The sequence below is a fragment of the Pseudomonas sp. Marseille-Q0931 genome (genome assembly GCF_940789645.1).
GTDB lineage: Bacteria > Pseudomonadota > Gammaproteobacteria > Pseudomonadales > Pseudomonadaceae > Aquipseudomonas.
Genome location: NZ_CALNWT010000001.1, coordinates 200,030 through 215,419, shown reverse-complemented (window position 1 = coordinate 215,419; position 15,390 = coordinate 200,030). Strand labels below are relative to the sequence as shown.

19 protein-coding genes are annotated in these 15,390 nt (G+C 60.5%); 10 read left to right on the top strand and 9 right to left on the bottom strand.

What is annotated here, in order from left to right:
* Nucleotides 1-56 precede the first annotated feature (56 nt).
* Complete coding sequence (locus tag P3C50_RS01100; RefSeq protein ID WP_275544568.1) at nucleotides 57-1,634, bottom strand: glycerol-3-phosphate dehydrogenase/oxidase; 1,578 nt, start codon at nucleotides 1,632-1,634, stop codon at nucleotides 57-59.
* Between the two features lie 2 nt (nucleotides 1,635-1,636).
* On the bottom strand, nucleotides 1,637-3,232 hold the full coding sequence (locus tag P3C50_RS01095; protein ID WP_275544567.1) for an FAD-binding oxidoreductase: 1,596 nt from the start codon (nucleotides 3,230-3,232) through the stop codon (nucleotides 1,637-1,639).
* 125 nt (nucleotides 3,233-3,357) lie between these two features.
* On the opposite strand from P3C50_RS01095, the gene P3C50_RS01090 reads away from it, so the two are divergent.
* On the top strand, nucleotides 3,358-4,392 hold the full coding sequence (locus tag P3C50_RS01090; protein WP_275544566.1) for an AraC family transcriptional regulator: 1,035 nt from the start codon (nucleotides 3,358-3,360) through the stop codon (nucleotides 4,390-4,392).
* On the opposite strand, the gene P3C50_RS01085 is transcribed toward P3C50_RS01090, so the two are convergent.
* From P3C50_RS01085 to P3C50_RS01070, 4 genes are read right to left on the bottom strand one after another with little or no spacing between them, the layout of a single operon-like run.
* Nucleotides 4,389-4,988 carry a DoxX family protein gene (locus tag P3C50_RS01085; RefSeq protein WP_275544565.1) on the bottom strand — a complete coding sequence of 200 codons (600 nt, stop codon included), beginning with the start codon at nucleotides 4,986-4,988 and terminating at the stop codon, nucleotides 4,389-4,391. The two genes, P3C50_RS01090 and P3C50_RS01085, sit on opposite strands and share 4 nt — an antisense overlap.
* Before the next feature lie 5 nt (nucleotides 4,989-4,993).
* Nucleotides 4,994-5,704: a DNA-binding domain-containing protein gene (locus P3C50_RS01080; RefSeq protein WP_275544564.1), complete on the bottom strand. Its 711-nt coding sequence runs from the start codon at nucleotides 5,702-5,704 to the stop codon at nucleotides 4,994-4,996.
* On the bottom strand, nucleotides 5,701-6,543 hold the full coding sequence (locus P3C50_RS01075; RefSeq protein WP_275544563.1) for a DUF692 domain-containing protein: 843 nt from the start codon (nucleotides 6,541-6,543) through the stop codon (nucleotides 5,701-5,703). Before P3C50_RS01075 ends, P3C50_RS01080 begins: the two co-directional genes overlap by 4 nt.
* Before the next feature lie 20 nt (nucleotides 6,544-6,563).
* Nucleotides 6,564-6,857 carry a hypothetical protein gene (locus tag P3C50_RS01070; RefSeq protein ID WP_275544562.1) on the bottom strand — a complete coding sequence of 98 codons (294 nt, stop codon included), beginning with the start codon at nucleotides 6,855-6,857 and terminating at the stop codon, nucleotides 6,564-6,566.
* Nucleotides 6,858-7,013: 156 nt separating this feature from the next.
* On the opposite strand from P3C50_RS01070, the gene P3C50_RS01065 reads away from it, so the two are divergent.
* From P3C50_RS01065 to rpsU, 7 genes are all read left to right on the top strand, one after another.
* Nucleotides 7,014-7,592, top strand: a complete 579-nt coding sequence (locus P3C50_RS01065) for a hypothetical protein (RefSeq protein WP_275544561.1) — start codon at nucleotides 7,014-7,016, stop codon at nucleotides 7,590-7,592.
* A gap of 87 nt (nucleotides 7,593-7,679) precedes the next feature.
* Nucleotides 7,680-8,210, top strand: a complete 531-nt coding sequence (locus tag P3C50_RS01060) for a hypothetical protein (RefSeq protein ID WP_275544560.1) — start codon at nucleotides 7,680-7,682, stop codon at nucleotides 8,208-8,210.
* An 84-nt stretch (nucleotides 8,211-8,294) separates the two neighbouring features.
* A complete protein-coding gene (locus P3C50_RS01055) occupies nucleotides 8,295-8,759 on the top strand; it encodes a hypothetical protein (RefSeq protein ID WP_275544559.1) in 465 nt (154 codons plus the stop codon).
* Between the two features lie 75 nt (nucleotides 8,760-8,834).
* The gene (locus tag P3C50_RS01050) at nucleotides 8,835-9,197 is read left to right on the top strand and encodes a hypothetical protein (protein WP_275544558.1); all 363 of its coding nucleotides are present in this window, start codon (nucleotides 8,835-8,837) and stop codon (nucleotides 9,195-9,197) included.
* 6 nt (nucleotides 9,198-9,203) lie between these two features.
* Nucleotides 9,204-9,608: a hypothetical protein gene (locus P3C50_RS01045; protein ID WP_275544557.1), complete on the top strand. Its 405-nt coding sequence runs from the start codon at nucleotides 9,204-9,206 to the stop codon at nucleotides 9,606-9,608.
* A 403-nt stretch (nucleotides 9,609-10,011) separates the two neighbouring features.
* A complete protein-coding gene (locus tag P3C50_RS01040) occupies nucleotides 10,012-10,272 on the top strand; it encodes a hypothetical protein (RefSeq protein WP_275544556.1) in 261 nt (86 codons plus the stop codon).
* A gap of 110 nt (nucleotides 10,273-10,382) precedes the next feature.
* Complete coding sequence (gene rpsU / locus P3C50_RS01035) at nucleotides 10,383-10,637, top strand: 30S ribosomal protein S21 (protein ID WP_275544555.1); 255 nt, start codon at nucleotides 10,383-10,385, stop codon at nucleotides 10,635-10,637.
* Between the two features lie 97 nt (nucleotides 10,638-10,734).
* On the opposite strand, the gene P3C50_RS01030 is transcribed toward rpsU, so the two are convergent.
* The 3 genes from P3C50_RS01030 to P3C50_RS01020 form a co-directional block, all read right to left on the bottom strand.
* Nucleotides 10,735-10,968, bottom strand: a complete 234-nt coding sequence (locus P3C50_RS01030) for an anti-sigma factor family protein (RefSeq protein ID WP_275544554.1) — start codon at nucleotides 10,966-10,968, stop codon at nucleotides 10,735-10,737.
* A complete protein-coding gene (locus P3C50_RS01025) occupies nucleotides 10,962-11,564 on the bottom strand; it encodes an RNA polymerase sigma factor (protein WP_275544553.1) in 603 nt (200 codons plus the stop codon). Before P3C50_RS01025 ends, P3C50_RS01030 begins: the two co-directional genes overlap by 7 nt.
* Before the next feature lie 71 nt (nucleotides 11,565-11,635).
* Nucleotides 11,636-12,757, bottom strand: coding sequence for a beta-ketoacyl-ACP synthase III (locus P3C50_RS01020; RefSeq protein WP_275545321.1), 1,122 nt, complete (start codon nucleotides 12,755-12,757; stop codon nucleotides 11,636-11,638).
* 240 nt (nucleotides 12,758-12,997) lie between these two features.
* On the opposite strand from P3C50_RS01020, the gene P3C50_RS01015 reads away from it, so the two are divergent.
* Nucleotides 12,998-14,608, top strand: a complete 1,611-nt coding sequence (locus tag P3C50_RS01015; protein WP_275544552.1) for an FMN-binding glutamate synthase family protein — start codon at nucleotides 12,998-13,000, stop codon at nucleotides 14,606-14,608.
* A 118-nt stretch (nucleotides 14,609-14,726) separates the two neighbouring features.
* Entirely contained in the window at nucleotides 14,727-15,389 is a 663-nt protein-coding gene (locus P3C50_RS01010) for a substrate-binding periplasmic protein (protein WP_275544551.1), read from the top strand.
* The last annotated feature ends 1 nt before the right edge of the window (nucleotide 15,390 follow it).

Here is a 15,390-nt window from a genome sequence, read left to right as displayed (position 1 = left end):
CGCTAACCGCATTCGCGAGCAGAGCTCGCTCCTACGGAAAGTCGGCAGCGCCATCATTAAGTCTCTGGCAGGCTGTAACAGCGCTGCCAAAGCGCCAGGTAATCCGCCTCCTCCTGCTGCCAGCGCGCATCGTTCCAACCCAGGCGCGGCTGGCATAGCGCGCGGATACGCGGCAACTCGGCGCGGCCGCCTTCAGCCAGCAGCAAACCCAGGCGCGTGCGCCGCAACAGCAGGTCGTCCAGGTGCAGCACCAGCTCGCCCTCGGCGGCCCAGGCCAGTTCGGCCCACAGGGTGTTTGTACCCGCGACGCAATCGCCGCCCACCTCGTCGATCAGGCGCAGCACCTCGCCCAGCTGGCGGCCCTGGCGACCGGCCAGACGGCGTTGCTGCGCCGGGCTTAATGCCGGCACCGGTGTCGGCGTATTCGCAGCGAAGACCGCGCCGCCCTGATGGTCCACCGCTTTGCCGACGAAGCCTGCGCAGGCGCGCAGTACCTCCAGCGCCAGCAGGCGGAAGGTGGTCAGCTTGCCGCCGGCCAGGGTTACGCTGCCCGGTTCGATCCACAGCGCATGCTCGCGCTTTTCGTCCGAGGGTTTCAGCCCGGCGCTGCCATCGCCCACCACCGGGCGCACGCCGGCCCAGGCCGACAACACATCGCCGCACGTCACTTCGGCGCACGGGAACTGCTGGGCGCAGGCGGCCAGCAGGTAGTCGACCTCCTCCTTGCTGATCGCCGCCTCGGTATCCAGATCGTCCGCATGATCCAGATCAGTGGTGCCGATAACCGTCGCGCCCTCCCAAGGGAAAACGAATACCGGCCGCCCATCGGCGGCGTGCATAAAACTGAAGGCATGCGCCACCGGCAGGCGCCAGCTCGGCAGCAGCAGGTGGCTGCCGCGTAGCGGTCGAACCCGGCCATTACCGGGCTGGCGCAGACGATCGGCCCAGGCACCAGTGGCTTGCGCCACGGCGCGGCTGCGCAGGCGGTACTGTTTGCCCGTTTCCACATCCTCGGCGAGCACACCAACCACCTGCCCCACCTCGCGCAGCAGCTCGACCACGCGCATGCCATTGAGCGCCTCTGCACCTTCGGCGCGCGCCTCGCCCAGCACGCGCTGCACCAGACGGGCATCGTCGGTCACTGCGTCGAAGAAGCGCGTGCCGCCGAGCAGGCCGTCCTCGCGGATGCCCGGCGCCAGGTAGCGCAGCTGTTGCAGCGGATAGAACAGATGATTGCGCTTACCGGCCAGAGCGTCGTAGAGGCTGAGCAGACCGCCAAATACCTTGGGACCAGGGAAGCCGCCGCGGTAATGCGGCATGACGAAACTCAAGGGTTCCACCAGCCCCGGCGCCTCGCCGAGCAGGCGCTGGCGTTCGCGTACCGAGTCGCGGGTTAGCCCAATCTGGCCCTTGGCAACGTAACGCAGGCCACCGTGCACCATCTTCGACGAGCGGCTAGAGGTGCCCCAGGCGAAGTCGCGCTGCTCCAGCAACAGGCAGCGCCAGTCACGCCGCGCCGCCTCACGCAGGATGCCGGCGCCGCAGATGCCGCCGCCGATCACCAGCAAATCCCAGTCGCGCGCGGCCAGTTCAGGCAGCGCACGCTCGCGCCAGCGGGCGTTCCACAGTTCCATGCTCAATCCTGCAACAGCACGCCGGGAGCCAGGCGCTGCTCCGGGTCGAAGTGCGTGGCCAGGCTGCGCAGCGTGGCCATGCCCAGCTCGCCCTTCTCCGCCGCCAGATAAGACGCGTGGTCGCGCCCCACGCCGTGCTGGTGGCTGATGGTGCCGCGATTTCCGGCGATGGTGCGACTGGCCGCTGCCTTGAGCCGCTGCCAACGCGCCATGGCGGTGGCGTAGTCGCTGCCGGGGCGGAATACGTAGGTGGTGTAGATGCTCGAACCTTCGCCGTAGACGTGCGACAGGTGGGTGAACACGTGCACCCGCTCGCCCTCCCCGGCCAGCTCGTCACGCAGGCTTGCCTCGACCTTGTTCAACAGGTTGTCGACGTTGGACCAGTCGGTGGCGGTTTCCAGGGTGTCCACCAGATAGCCGCGCTCCCACAGACCGTGACGCAGATAGGGGAAGCGGAAGCGGTTGTGCTCCCATTTCTTGCCCAGCAGGGTGCCGGTGAACACGCCGCCAAAACCTTTGAGCAGGCGCCGCGTCTGTTTCAGCGAAGCGGCGTTCTGCACCCGGCTGCCAGTGACGCCGAAGGTCAGCATGCACTTCTCATCGCGAGCGCCGCGCAGGGCCAGGTATTTCTCCAGCAGCGCGATCTGTTGCGGGTGACCGGCCAGGGCCAGTTGGGTGCGGGTTTCGATGGCATTGGACAGACGCAGCATGGACAGCGGCACGCGCGCCTGCGCAAGGCTGCGAATGGCACTCAGCGCCTGCTGCCAGTTGGGCAGGAACACCGCATAGAAGCGCTCCTGCTCGGCCAGGCGACTGATGCGCACGCGCACCTCGGAGATCACCCCGAAGCGCCCTTCCGAACCCAGCACCAGCTCGCGCAGATCGGGGCCGGCGGCCGACGCCGGGAAGGTGGGAATCTCCAGAGTGCCGGCGAAGGTTTCCAGCTTACCGCCGGCGAACAGTTGCTCGATGCGCCCGTAGCGCAGCGACTGCTGACCGCTGGAGCGGCTGGCGACCCAGCCGCCGAGGGTCGACAGCTCCCAGGACTGCGGGAAGTGGCCCAGCGTATAGCCGCGCGCGCGCAGCTGGCTTTCCACCTGCGGGCCGTTGGCGCCAGGGCCGAAGGTGGCGATCAGGCTGTCCTCGTCGATATCCAGCAGGCGCGTCATGCGCTCCAGCGACAGGGTCAGCACCGGGCGCCGCCCGGCCTGCGGGTTGATGTGGCCGGCCACCGAAGTGCCGCCACCGTAGGGGATCAGGCTGACGTCATGCTGCTGTGCCCAGGCCAGCAGCTCGCGGATCTGCTCGGCACTCTCCGGGCAGGCGACGCCATCGGGGAAGAGGCCGAACTCGCCGGAGCGCATGGCCAGCCAGTCCGGCAGGCTCTGGCCACGGGCATGGCGCACGCGCACTTCGGCATCAACGCTGATCAGCGGATGCGGGGCCAGACGCGAGGCCGGCACACGCGCCAGGACATCCTGCAAGCTGGCATCGGCCAGACGCTGGCCCGGCCCGACCAGTTCGGCGAGAAAGGCCTCGCCATGGGCCGGCAGTTCCACCTCGGTCGCTTCGTCACCCCATCCGTTCCAGCGTCGCATCGCATCCCCCATTCCGATCAGCACTTATGGCTGCCTATACTAGCCAGCCGCCGATTTCCGTCACTGTCGAATCGGGACAGGCGCTATCGCCAATCAAGACAGGCATCGCAGAACAAGAAGAATCCATGGAAAACCTCGGCTATACCTCGGTTCCCGCCCTGCTCAAGTACCTGCGCCAGGCCGAACAGCTCGGCCTGGATATCGACCGCGCCCTGGCCGCCGCCGGGATTGCCGCGCAGGACCTGGCCGACAATGGCAAGCGCATGCCCAGCGAGGTGCACGAACGCCTGCTGGCGCATCTGATGGAGGTTTCCGGCGATCCCTTGTTCGGCCTGCACTCGGCGCGTTTCGTCCAGCCCGGCTCGTGGAGCGTACTTGGCTATATCGCCATGAACTGCGCCACCCTCGGCGAAGCCATGGGCCGCATCGTGCCCTACGAGAAACTGGTGGGCGACATGGGCACCAGCCGTATCGAGGCAGCCGAGGATCACGTGCGGCTGATCTGGAGCTGCCGCCATCAGGCGCCGGACGTTCGCCGCCATATGGTCGAGAACGTACTCGCCTCCTGGCTGCTGTACGCCCGCTGGATCGCCGACTCCGATCATTCGCCGCGCGAGGTCTGGTTCGAACACGCGCAACCGGCCACCACCGACCTGGCCGAATACCAGCAGCTGTTCGGCTGCCCGGTGCGGTTCGAACAGCCCTGCAACGCCCTGCTGGTGCCGCTGGACTACCTCGGCGTGCCGCTGCGCCAGGCCGACGCCAACCTGCTGCGCACGCTGGAAGAACATGCCCTGACCCTGATGGCAGGACTGGACGACAACGAGCCGCTGCCCCGCCGGGTAAAGAACGCCCTGCGCCTGCTGCTCAAGGACGGCCTGCCGCGCAAGGAACGGGTCGCGGAGAAGTTCGACATGACCGTGCGCACCCTGCAGCGCCACCTGCAGCAGGCCGGCACCAGCTACCAGCAGATACTCGACGAGCTGCGCCAGGAACTGGCCGAGCATTACCTGCTGCGCAGCGACCTGGCGATCCAGGACATCGCCTGTTACCTGGGCTTCACCGAGTCACGCTCGTTCCACCGCAGCTTCAAGGGCTGGACCGGGCAGACGCCCGGCGAATTTCGCGAGAGCCGGCGCAGGGACAACCCATTGGGCTAACGGGAAATTCGGAAACGTCGCGCCAACCAGTAATCGATGCTCAACCAGCGCCCTGCCCCACTGAAGAACAACGCCACGAGCATCACCAGGTAGGTGGCGGCGAACTCGATGCCATTGTTCAGCACCACGAACTTGCCGCTGGCGGTCAGCCAGTCGTAATTGCCGTGCTCACGCAGGATGCTGCGCGCCCGTTCGAGCTTTTCCGCCGCCGCTAGCACGCGCTCGTTGGCGAACGGCGCGGACGGGTCGGCAATCGCCTGCCAACCATAGGGCCAGTGCACGGCGAAAATCGCCACCAGCATGGTGACGATCAGCGGGATGCTGATCCAGCGCACGGCAAATCCGAACAGCAGCAGAATAGCGCCACCGGCCTCGGTCAGCGCCGCTGCCCAGGCCAGCAGCTCGGGAAACGGCAGGCCGAGCCCCCAATCCGGATTGCCGAACCAGGCGGCAGTGGCGTCGATGTCCTTGAGCTTCTGCGTGCCGGCCATCCAGAACACCGGCACCAGATACAGGCGCAGCAGCAGCGGGCCGAGAAAATCCAGGCGCCGGGAAGCCTCCAGCGCGTCCTGGCAGCGATTGAGTAAAGCGATCATGGTGGTCAGTCCTCGGGATACGGAAACCAGATATCGCGCGTCTGCCAGTCATCCAGCAGCGCGCGAGCGTTAGCGAAATAGGCGCGATCAGCGGCCAGGCCGTGCTCGATGGCCAGCGCCTGTTGCGCCTGCACGGGCGGCTCGCCAGCCTGCAGCCGCAGCGCCAGTTGATAAGCAAACGGCGCCAGTTGCATGAAGCGCACCTGATCCTGGCGGTCGCGCCAGACCAGCAGGCAGGTCGGCTCGGCCGGTGGCTGCGTGGGGTGGTGATCAGCACCGATCCTCTGCACCGGCCAGCGATAGGCCAGCGGCCAGGCCAGTGGCGACCAGCCGCGCTCGGGCAACTGCGCGTCGCTGACATCCAGCGCCAGCTCGACCCACTCGTAATGGGCCAGCTCCAGCATGAACGCAGGGTCGTCAGGCTCGGCGCGATAGCCCTGCTGCAGCCAGGCAATGAACTCCTGACTGATCTCGAGGAAGTACGGCGTGCTCGCCCGGTGCTCGGCGAAGAACGCGCGCAGCAACCGCTGCCAGCGCTCGGCTCCGAGAACCCCACGCAGCACCGGAAAGGCGCCGCCCACCAGGCTGGCGACGTTGTTGAAGAACAGCTCCTCGTAGACCGCCATGCGCTCGGCCGTGATGCCCGGCAGCAAAGACTGCGCCTCAGGCTGGCGAATACGTGCAGCGAAATCGCGCTGCTGCTGAATGCCGCTCATGTACCGTACCTGCTCAGCGGTTGCACGGCCTGTTGCAGGCTGCGGATATGCGCCAGCTCGGCATACAGCTCGGCCAGCGGCGGGAAGTTGAAGTCGCGCTCCAGCAGCGTCGGGCGCACGCCATGCTGCGCGTAGGCGCTGCTCAGCAGCGCCCACACCGGGTCGATCACCGGCGCACCGTGGGTGTCGATCTTCAGGTCTGCCGCCTGGTCGTAATGACCGGCGACGTGCAGATAGGCGATGCGCTCACTGTGCATCGCGGCGATGTAGGCTTCGGCATCGAAGCCGAAGTTCAGGCTGTTGACGTAGACATTGTTGACGTCCAGCAGCAGCTGGCAGTCGGCACGCTCCAGCACGGCGCGAACGAAATCCGCCTCATCCAGTTCGCCAGGCATGCGCGCGTAGGCCGAGACGTTCTCGATGATCAGCGGCCTTTCCAGCAGGTCCTGCACGATGCGCACGCGCTCGGCGATGCGCACCACCGACTCGTCGGAAAACGGTAGCGGCATCAGGTCATACAGCTGGCCAACGTCGGCGCAGGCCGACAGATGTTCGCTGTAAGCCAGCACGCCGTGCTCGTCGAGAAAGCCCTTGATGGCGTGCAGCAACTCTAGGTTCAGCGGCGCGAAGCCGCCGAGGTTGAGGGACAGACCATGACACAGCAACGGCCGGCGCTCGCTCAGGGCGCGCAACTGCTTGCCCAACCGGCCACCGACACCGATCCAGTTCTCCGGCGCCACTTCGAGAAAGTCGGCGCCGCTGGCCTCATCGCCGATCAGCTCGGCGAGCAGCCCGCGACGCAGACCGAGACCGGCGCCAGTGAGGTTTGCGAGTCGCATGATCCGTCCTCCCCTTGCCCTTACTCGCTCTTCTCGCCGCCGCACTTGCCTTCGCCGCATTTACCTTCGGCGTCGGCTTTTTTCTCGCCACCACACTTGCCCTCGCCGCACTTGCCTTCCTTGTCGGCTTTCATCTCGCCACCGCATTTGCCTTCGCCACAGGAACCCTCCTGCGCCTTCTCGGCAGCGGCCAGGCTGTAGCCGCTGGCCAGCTCCTGCGCAGCGAAGGGGTTGCTGGCCGCGTGAGCACTGAACGCCATGGAAGTAAGCAGCGCAGCGCCGAGGGTGGCAGTCAGGGTATTGAGTTGTTTCATGGCATCTCTCCATCGGTTTCGAATGCGGGGCCAGGTTGGCGCCCTCGCAGCAATTGACGAGGCAGGGATGCGGGCGTTACAGCGGGCGAAAAAAGTTTTCGTAGCCCGGATGAAATCCGGGGGCGCTTTGCCCGCTACAGTCGCGGCTACGACTGCATGGATGCAGTAGGTAGAGCGAAGCAGGATGCCAGAGCCGAAAGCCCCTCCCCCAGGGACAGGAATATCCACCACACCGTGGGAGGCGCTTCAGCGGCGATGCTTTCGATAGCCAGTAGCCTGAACATCCACCTCGCGGTGTGCCAAGCGCAATGCTGGAGCAAAAAGAAGAGGTCAAGCGAATACAGCGGACTGCCGGAGCACAGCGATAAGGCCATGATTGGAAGGGAATTTTCGTGCGAAGCGAAACGGGATGGTGCGGAGCTAGATGGAAGGCTCTACTATCGGATTAGTACCGCCATCCATCTAATCACTGTTAGCTTAAGGCTCGCAATGCGCAGTATTGATACAGACCGTAGAAGCTTTATTCCTCTCAGAGTTGTGTATATGTCCATCTCTGCGCTCGTGCTTATCGTTACCGCAGTCTTTCTGCTTCCCAAGGGCTTCTGGGGCATACTCTCGTTCTGCTGCATCAATGTGCCGTTTCTGGTAGCAGCTGTTTACTTAAGAGACGGGAAGCTAAAGCGCGTCCACGAGGGACTTAGTGATTTGGGGGATATCTTCCGTGCGTTCGGCTAACACCTGGTTCAAGCCGTTCGCTTCGCTCACTAGGACGGGCTAATGCCCGCCCCTTAACCAAACGTTATGTGCTTATTGAGGGGCCTCATGATTCACGAATCCAGCTATTGGAAAGATGATCTCCTCAAACTTGCAAGCAGGCTTGAGCGCAGACTTATTCAAACACGCTGGGACGAGAAAAATTTTTATACTGTAGAGAAAGAAATATTTATCGGCTTCTATTCAATCAGAAAGCTAATCGAGTCAAAGAAAGTATCCGATCACATCTCGAAAAAGAAATACAATATCCAAGAAATTCCTTATCGCGGAAATCCTGAATCCATAATCACACGCATTAAAGAGCCTGAGTACGAATTCAGAAATTTGAAATATACAGAAATATCAATATACGACCTCTGCAATCAGTTCATTCACAGCCACCATTTTGTACCCTTCATCCCAAATGGGAAAAATCTAATAGGCTTTTTCTTTTGCTCTGACCACAAAAGGAAATCTGGACTTTACCTGATAACACTATTTGATGTGGTTGACATTTATCGCTCAGTGGGGAAAAACTACCCACACACCATACATACAGTGCGCCTGCCAAATGGGAAGTCCACCACAACTATTGAGTAAGGCACATAACAAATGGTTCAAATCGTTCGCTTCGCTCACTGGGACGGGCTAAAGCCCGCGCCTTAACCAAACGTTAGGCAAAACATGGATCGTCAGTCTTCACAAAATACGCCATTAGACATTTATCACGGCGTTCCCAGTGGCTGGTCCAAAGCTGAAATCGTTTCGCTGCATAAGTCGCTGGGCGGCTCTTTTGAAATTGATTCTGGCGAGGCATCTGAACCCGGTGCGCCGTCCTGGATGCCTGATCGCTACAACTGGCTACAGTATAGAAAATCACTATATGAAATAGGCAACGGAATCAAGAAAGGCGACAATGCCTGTATAGAACTAGCAATAAGATATATTGAGATGGACTACTTTGACTCTTACTCAGGCTTTATAAAAGAAAGAATTGCCAGGCTTTTAAAACCTCAAGCACTGTCAAAGCAACAAATCGCCAGGCTAAAATTACACTTTGAGCACCTAGTAAAAAATAAGCGATACCTTCAAGAATTTAGAGAATATAAAAAGCTAATGAACAGAATTCAGCTGAGCGAAAACGCTTAACAACTAGTTCAAACCGTTCGCTTCGCTCACTGGGACGGGCTAAAGCCCGCCCCTTAACCAAACGTTAGGCTCTATATGTACGCTATCGATCCACACGATTCTCTTGTGCCGATATTTGTAGAACACCTAAGCTCAGGAAAAGTTGAGCAGGTTGGAACCGGTATATTTATCGAGTTCCAAGGAGCTCCTTTTCTTTTTACCGCAGCGCACGTTACAGACATAACTGAGTACGGGAGCTTGTTGACCCCAACCGCAAACGGAATATCCGAAATTGATGGATACATGGCATATGTGGACTTGTTGCCTGAAAGCAAAAGATCGGAAGACACCGTAGATATAGCTTACTTCAGGCTCGACAAAACCTTTGCTAGAAGCCTGCTTGCTCACTTCAAGCCTTTACATCAATCAAGATGTGAAATAACCCATAACGCAAATTAATTAAAAATGTACTCAATTTGCGGCTACCCAGCAAGCAAATCGCGTCAAAAAGGCGATGTTTTTAGTTCAGAATTTGCATCCTATCGTGGCCTCTCGGCTACGAAAGAAACATACAATGAACTGAATTTAACTAGTGACTCCAGTATTATCGTTCGATTTCGTAAGAAAAACGCCATCTCCCCAATCGATGGCAAAAAGATGAACCCGCTTAGTCCCCGTGGCGTCAGCGGTGGCGGGATATTTTCTTGGCCTGCCGGCCATGAACTTTCAAACGACTGGTCTCTTACTCGCTTAGTAGGAATATTTCATACGTATAAAGAAAGAAAAGGCCTGATGATTGGAACTAGCCTATTATCGGTAGTCACCGCAGTACAGCTTGGGGCAATGAAAAATTATGGTGGCACTGAGTAATAGCCATGCCTAATAATTGGTTCAAGTCGCTCGCTTCGCTCACTGGGGCAGGCTGAAGCCCGCCCCCTAACTAAACGTTAGGTTTTTTAATTCGGAGAAATACGTATGTCCAACCCGCTTCCAGACCAAGCAACTCAAACAATTGCAGTTTTGACAGCCTGTCTCGTGCAAACCATAGGCAAGAAGAACCCAGAGTTTATTTTCGCATTTGAGCAGAGCCTCCAGGAAATGTACGCAAACATCCGAGACAACAGTTATTTTCCACCTGAAACCTTACAGGCGGTAAAACTGGTAGAGGGTCTACTGAAGAACTCATAATGCGTCAACTTTTCCTCGCCTCCCTTACTGGTCAGTAATAGTTACGCTTTTGGCCGCCAGCTATCTCAATCGTTGGATATTCCATATGATTAAAGAGCAGAAAATACATTTCCTTCACAAAAGCACAATGCGAAAGGAAAACGGTGAAATTGAAGCTTACGAGATAGAGGTTACTGGCGAGCCAATCGAAGAAGCCATTACACTTCAGGTGAAACCCGGTCACTTAACTTCAAACATCTCAATGAAACGCATTCTTCTGGACAGAAAAATATTTTATTCAGCCAGCAAAAATGAGCACACCAAAACAATTAAAAGAATGTTTGAAAACTCGCCATGCAAAATCTAACAAGAGGTTCAAACCGTTCACTGCGCTCACTGGGACGGGCTAAAGCCCGCCCCTTAACCAAACGTTAGAAAGCAAATATGGACAGGCGTCGGTCCTTAAAATGCAAAAAAATGACAATTACAGTCAACATAGAAGATAATGAATCAATTGAGATTGCATTACGCAATTTCAAGAAAAAGGTGAAGCACGAGACAGATCGGCGCTGGCACAAGCGAAGATTTGGTTATTACGAAAAACCATCCATATTGAAGCGCAAAGCAAAAAAGATGAAAAAGCTTTCAATACAGTCAGGTGGTAGTTTGTGGTTGAAAATTGGCCTTAAGGAACAAGTCTCCAAAAGCGGTAACTTGGCTGCGGGGCGCTAGCAAGTAGCCCGGACAGCCACCGCAAACGGTGGATGAAAAAAAGCGTCATCCACCCTACGCCTGAGGACGCAACCAAGCCGTCCAGCAAGCACATGGCTTACCCCTGATTGCGCCGAACCTGCGCCAGGCGCTCGGCCAGGGCGTCGAGCGCGGGTAGCTCCTCATCCGGCATCTGCCGGATCACCGCCTGGGTCAATTTCATCTGGCGGATAAAACGTCGGCAGTTGCCGCACATGGCCAGGTGGGCGCGTACGGCCAGGCGCTGGCGTAGGGTCAGTTGGCCGTCGAGATAATCGCTGGAGTGAGCGACCAGTTCCTTGCAGGTCAGCATTGGCCTGTCTCCTCGAAATGTTCCAGGGTGGCGAAGACTTTCAGGCGTGCCCGGTGCAGCAGCACACGGGCATTGGAGAGGGAGATGTCGAGAAGATTACAGATCGCCTCCAACTCCAGCCCCTGACGCTCACGCAGCACCAGCACGCTGGCCTGCAGTTCGGACAGGCTGGCCAATGTGTGTTCCAGGCATTGGCGCAATTCGTCTTCGGTCAGCAGCGCTTCGGGGCTGTCCTGATGCCAGGCATGCGGCGCCAGCAGCCAGTGGCCGTCATCGGCGAAACGCCCGTCACCCACCGTGCCATGGGGCGCGGGCAGGTCGTCGAGCAGCACCTCGCGGCGGTTGTGCTTGAGTCGGGTCTTGGCGGTGTTGGCGGTAATGGTCAGCAGCCAGGTCTTGAGGCTGGCGCGGCGTTGAAAACCTGCCAGGTTGCGCACCACGGCGAACCAGGCATCCTGCACCACCTCATCGGCATGGCGGCTGCCGACGATGGCGTAGGCCACCGCCCGCATCGCACCCTGATAGCGAGCCACCAGCTCGCGGTAGGCCTTCTGCTCGCCGGCGAGCAGGCGCCCCAAGAGATCGGAATCGGACATGGAACTCCCGTAGGTCAGGCCTGCGCACGAAGCCGAACACCCCGTGCACGTCAGGCATTCCTACAGAGAGTTCAACGCTTGCGCAAAATTACACTGCCGATGGAATAACCGGCACCAAAGGAGCTTAGAACACCCAGGCTGCCCGCCGGCAGGTCGTCCTGGTTCTTGTGCAGAGCGATCACCGAGCCGGCCGAGCTGGTGTTGGCGTAGGTGTCGAGAATCACCGGCGCTTCGTGCGGCTCGGCGTCGCGACCGAGCAACTTGCGCGCGATCAGCAGGTTCATGTTGAGGTTGGCCTGATGCAGCCAGAAGCGCTTGATGTCAGCGACATTGAGCTGGTGCTCGGCCAAGTGCGCGGCGATCAGTTCGGCGACCATCGGGCAGACGTCCTTGAACACCTTGCGGCCTTCCTGCACGAACAGCTTGTCACGGGCGCCCACGCCCTCTTCCGCGGCGCGGTTGAGGAAGCCGAAGTTGTTGCGGATGTTGTTGGAGAACTGGGTCAGCAGCTTGGTGCCGACCACATCGAACTGGTGCTTGGAGGTGGCCTGGTCGGCACGCTCGATGATCACCGCAGTAGCGGCGTCGCCGAAGATGAAGTGGCTGTCGCGGTCGCGGAAGTTGAGGTGACCGGTGCAGATTTCCGGGTTGACCATGAGGATGGCGCGGGCCTGCCCGGTCTGGATCGCGGTGGTCGCGGCCTGGATGCCGAAGGTGGCAGAGGAGCAGGCCACGTTCATGTCGTAGCCCCAGCCGTCGATGCCCAGCGCGGCCTGCACTTCGATGGCTACCGCCGGATAGGCGCGCTGCAGATTCGAGCAGGCGACGATCACCCCGTCGATGTCGGCGACGGTCTTGCCGGCACGCTCCAGCGCCTGATGGGCCGCCGCGACGGACATTTGGCAGAGAATGCCCCACTCGTCGTTGGAACGCTCAGGGATGCGCGGCACCATGCGCTGCGGATCAAGAATGCCGTCCTTGTCGATGACGAAGCGGCTTTTGATACCCGAGGCCTTCTCGATGAAGCCGCTGCTGGATTCGCTCAGTGCCTCGATTTCACCACGGGCGATGGCTTCAGCATTATCGGCGTTGAACTGCTGCACGTAGGCATTGAAGGATGCCACCAGCTCGTCGTTGGAAATGCTGTTGGCCGGGGTGTAGAGGCCGGTACCACTGATCACGACGTTATGCACGCTCATTCCTCTTCTTGGCCGCTGGCGGCCTCAGGCAGTAGGCCGGCGACAATGGGGCGCAGGCCGAAAAATCGGGAGACGCGGGCCAAGCTCTGGCGATGGTTGGCTCCGGGCCACTGAGTGTGCCACAGGGCATCGGTGTTCGTCCTTAGCCCTTGAGAGTGTCTGTACGGACAGAACGTGACCCGTTATAGCCGTTTAGTCTAAAATCTCCACCTGACTCACGTTCCGGGAATCTTCATGAACCTCTCTTTGCTCAGCCGCTATGCATTCTTCGCGTTCTGCGTGCTGTTCACCCTGGCCAGCCTGCCCTTCCTCGCTCATGAATGGATATGGCCGCTAACCCTAATCGGCGGCGTGCTCAGCCTGATCGGTATCGGCGATCTGCTGCAAACCCGCCATGCAGTGCGGCGTAATTACCCGATCCTGGGCAATATCCGCTATCTGGTCGAAGGCATCCGCCCGGAAATCCGCCAGTACCTGCTCGAAGGTGATGCCGAACAGCTGCCCTTCTCCCGCGCCCAGCGCTCGCTGGTCTACGCCCGCGCCAAGAACGAAGGCTCGGACAAGCCCTTCGGCACCCTGAGCGACGTGTACCAGAACGGCTTCGAGTTCATCAGCCACTCGATGCGCCCGGCGCCGCTCAGCGACCCTTGCAGCTTTCGCGTGGAGATCGGCGGGCCGCAATGCAGCCAACCGTACTCGGCCTCGCTGTTCAACATCTCGGCGATGAGCTTCGGCTCACTCAGTGCCAACGCCATTCGCGCCCTCAACGAAGGGGCGAAACTCGGCGAGTTCTACCATGACACCGGCGAAGGCAGCATCAGCCCTTACCACCGCGAGCACGGCGGCGATCTGGTCTGGGAACTGGGCAGCGGCTACTTCGGCTGCCGCGCCTCGGACGGCCGCTTCGACCCCGAGCGCTTCGCCGCGCAGGCGGCCAGCCCGCAGGTGAAGATGATCGAGATCAAGCTGAGCCAGGGCGCCAAGCCGGGCCACGGCGGCATCCTGCCCAAGCACAAGGTCACCGAGGAAATCGCCAACACCCGTGGCGTGCCCATGGGCGAGGACTGCATCTCGCCGTCACGCCACAGCGCCTTCTCCACGCCGACCGGGCTACTGCAGTTCATCGCCCAGCTGCGCGAGCTCTCCGGCGGCAAGCCGGTGGGGTTCAAGTTCTGCCTGGGTCACCCCTGGGAGTTCATGGGTATCGTCAAGGCCATGCTGGAGACCGGCATCCTGCCCGACTTCATCGTCGTCGACGGCAAGGAAGGCGGCACCGGTGCGGCGCCGCTGGAGTTCACAGATCACTTGGGCGTGCCGCTGCGCGAGGGCCTGATGTTCGTCCACAACACCCTGGTCGGCAGCGGCCTGCGCGATAAGATCAAGCTCGGCGCCAGCGGCAAGATCGTCAGTGCCTTCGATATCGCCCGCGTGCTGGCCATCGGCGCCGACTGGGCCAACTCGGCGCGCGGTTTCATGTTCGCCATCGGCTGCATCCAGTCGCAGTCGTGCCATACCAACAAGTGCCCCACTGGCGTCGCCACGCAGGACCCGCTGCGCCAGCGCGCCCTGGTAGTCGAGGACAAGGCCCAGCGCGTCTACAACTTCCACCGCAACACGCTCAGAGCGCTGGCCGAGATGCTCGCCGCCGCCGGCCTCGACCACCCCTCGCAGATCGATGCCAAGCACCTGGTGCAGCGCCTGTCGGCCACCGAGATCAAGTTGTTCTCGCAGCAGCACGTATTCCTTGCACCGGGCGAGCTGCTCAACGGTGAGGTCAGCGGCGAGTTCTACCAGCGCATGTGGCGCATGGCCCGCGCCGACAGTTTCGAGCCGGCGCCAGCCTGAACGCTGGTCGTCTAGGCTGAACAGCAAACGCCTTCAACTCGGTAATTACATGCGTCTCTCGCTCTGCCTTCTGTTAGTTCTGCTCAGTCTGACAAGCGCAGCACAGGAGCAACGCCCTTTGCGTTTCTCGGTGAACGAGAGCTGGGCCATGCCGATGGTCAGCATCGTCGACGGCCAGGCACGCGGCGGGATTCTCTACGACTTGCAGCTGCGTCTGGCGCAGAAGGTCGGCCGCCGCGCCGAGATGCTGGTGTTGCCGCGCCTGCGCGTACAGCGCCTGCTGACCAGCGGCGAACTCGACGTGCGCTGTTACGTCAATCCGGACTGGCTGAGCGAACCCCATCACCAGTACATCTGGAGCCTGCCTTTCATGGTGCAACGCGACCTGATCGTCGGGCGCAGCGCCGAAGCTGACTTCACCCTGGAGCGTTTGCACGGCAAGCGCCTGGGTACCGTATTAGGGTTTAGCTACCCCAGCCTGGAGCCACAACTGGCCAGCGGCGAAATCCAGCGTGAGGATGCCCGCACCCAACAGCTGACCCTGGAAAAGCTCGGGGCCGGCCGTTATCACTATGCAATCAGCAGCCAGCTCAGCCTGGACTGGTTCAATCGCAACCAACCGCGCGAGAAACAGCTGCATGCGCTCGCCGAGGTCAGCGCCGACCCAATCTCCTGCCTCGTCCGCGACGGACCGGACATACCAACCCAGGCGTTGCTGCGTGCCTTGGTGCAGATGAAGGAGGACGGCGAGTTCGACGCCATTCTCGCCCGCTATCGTTGAG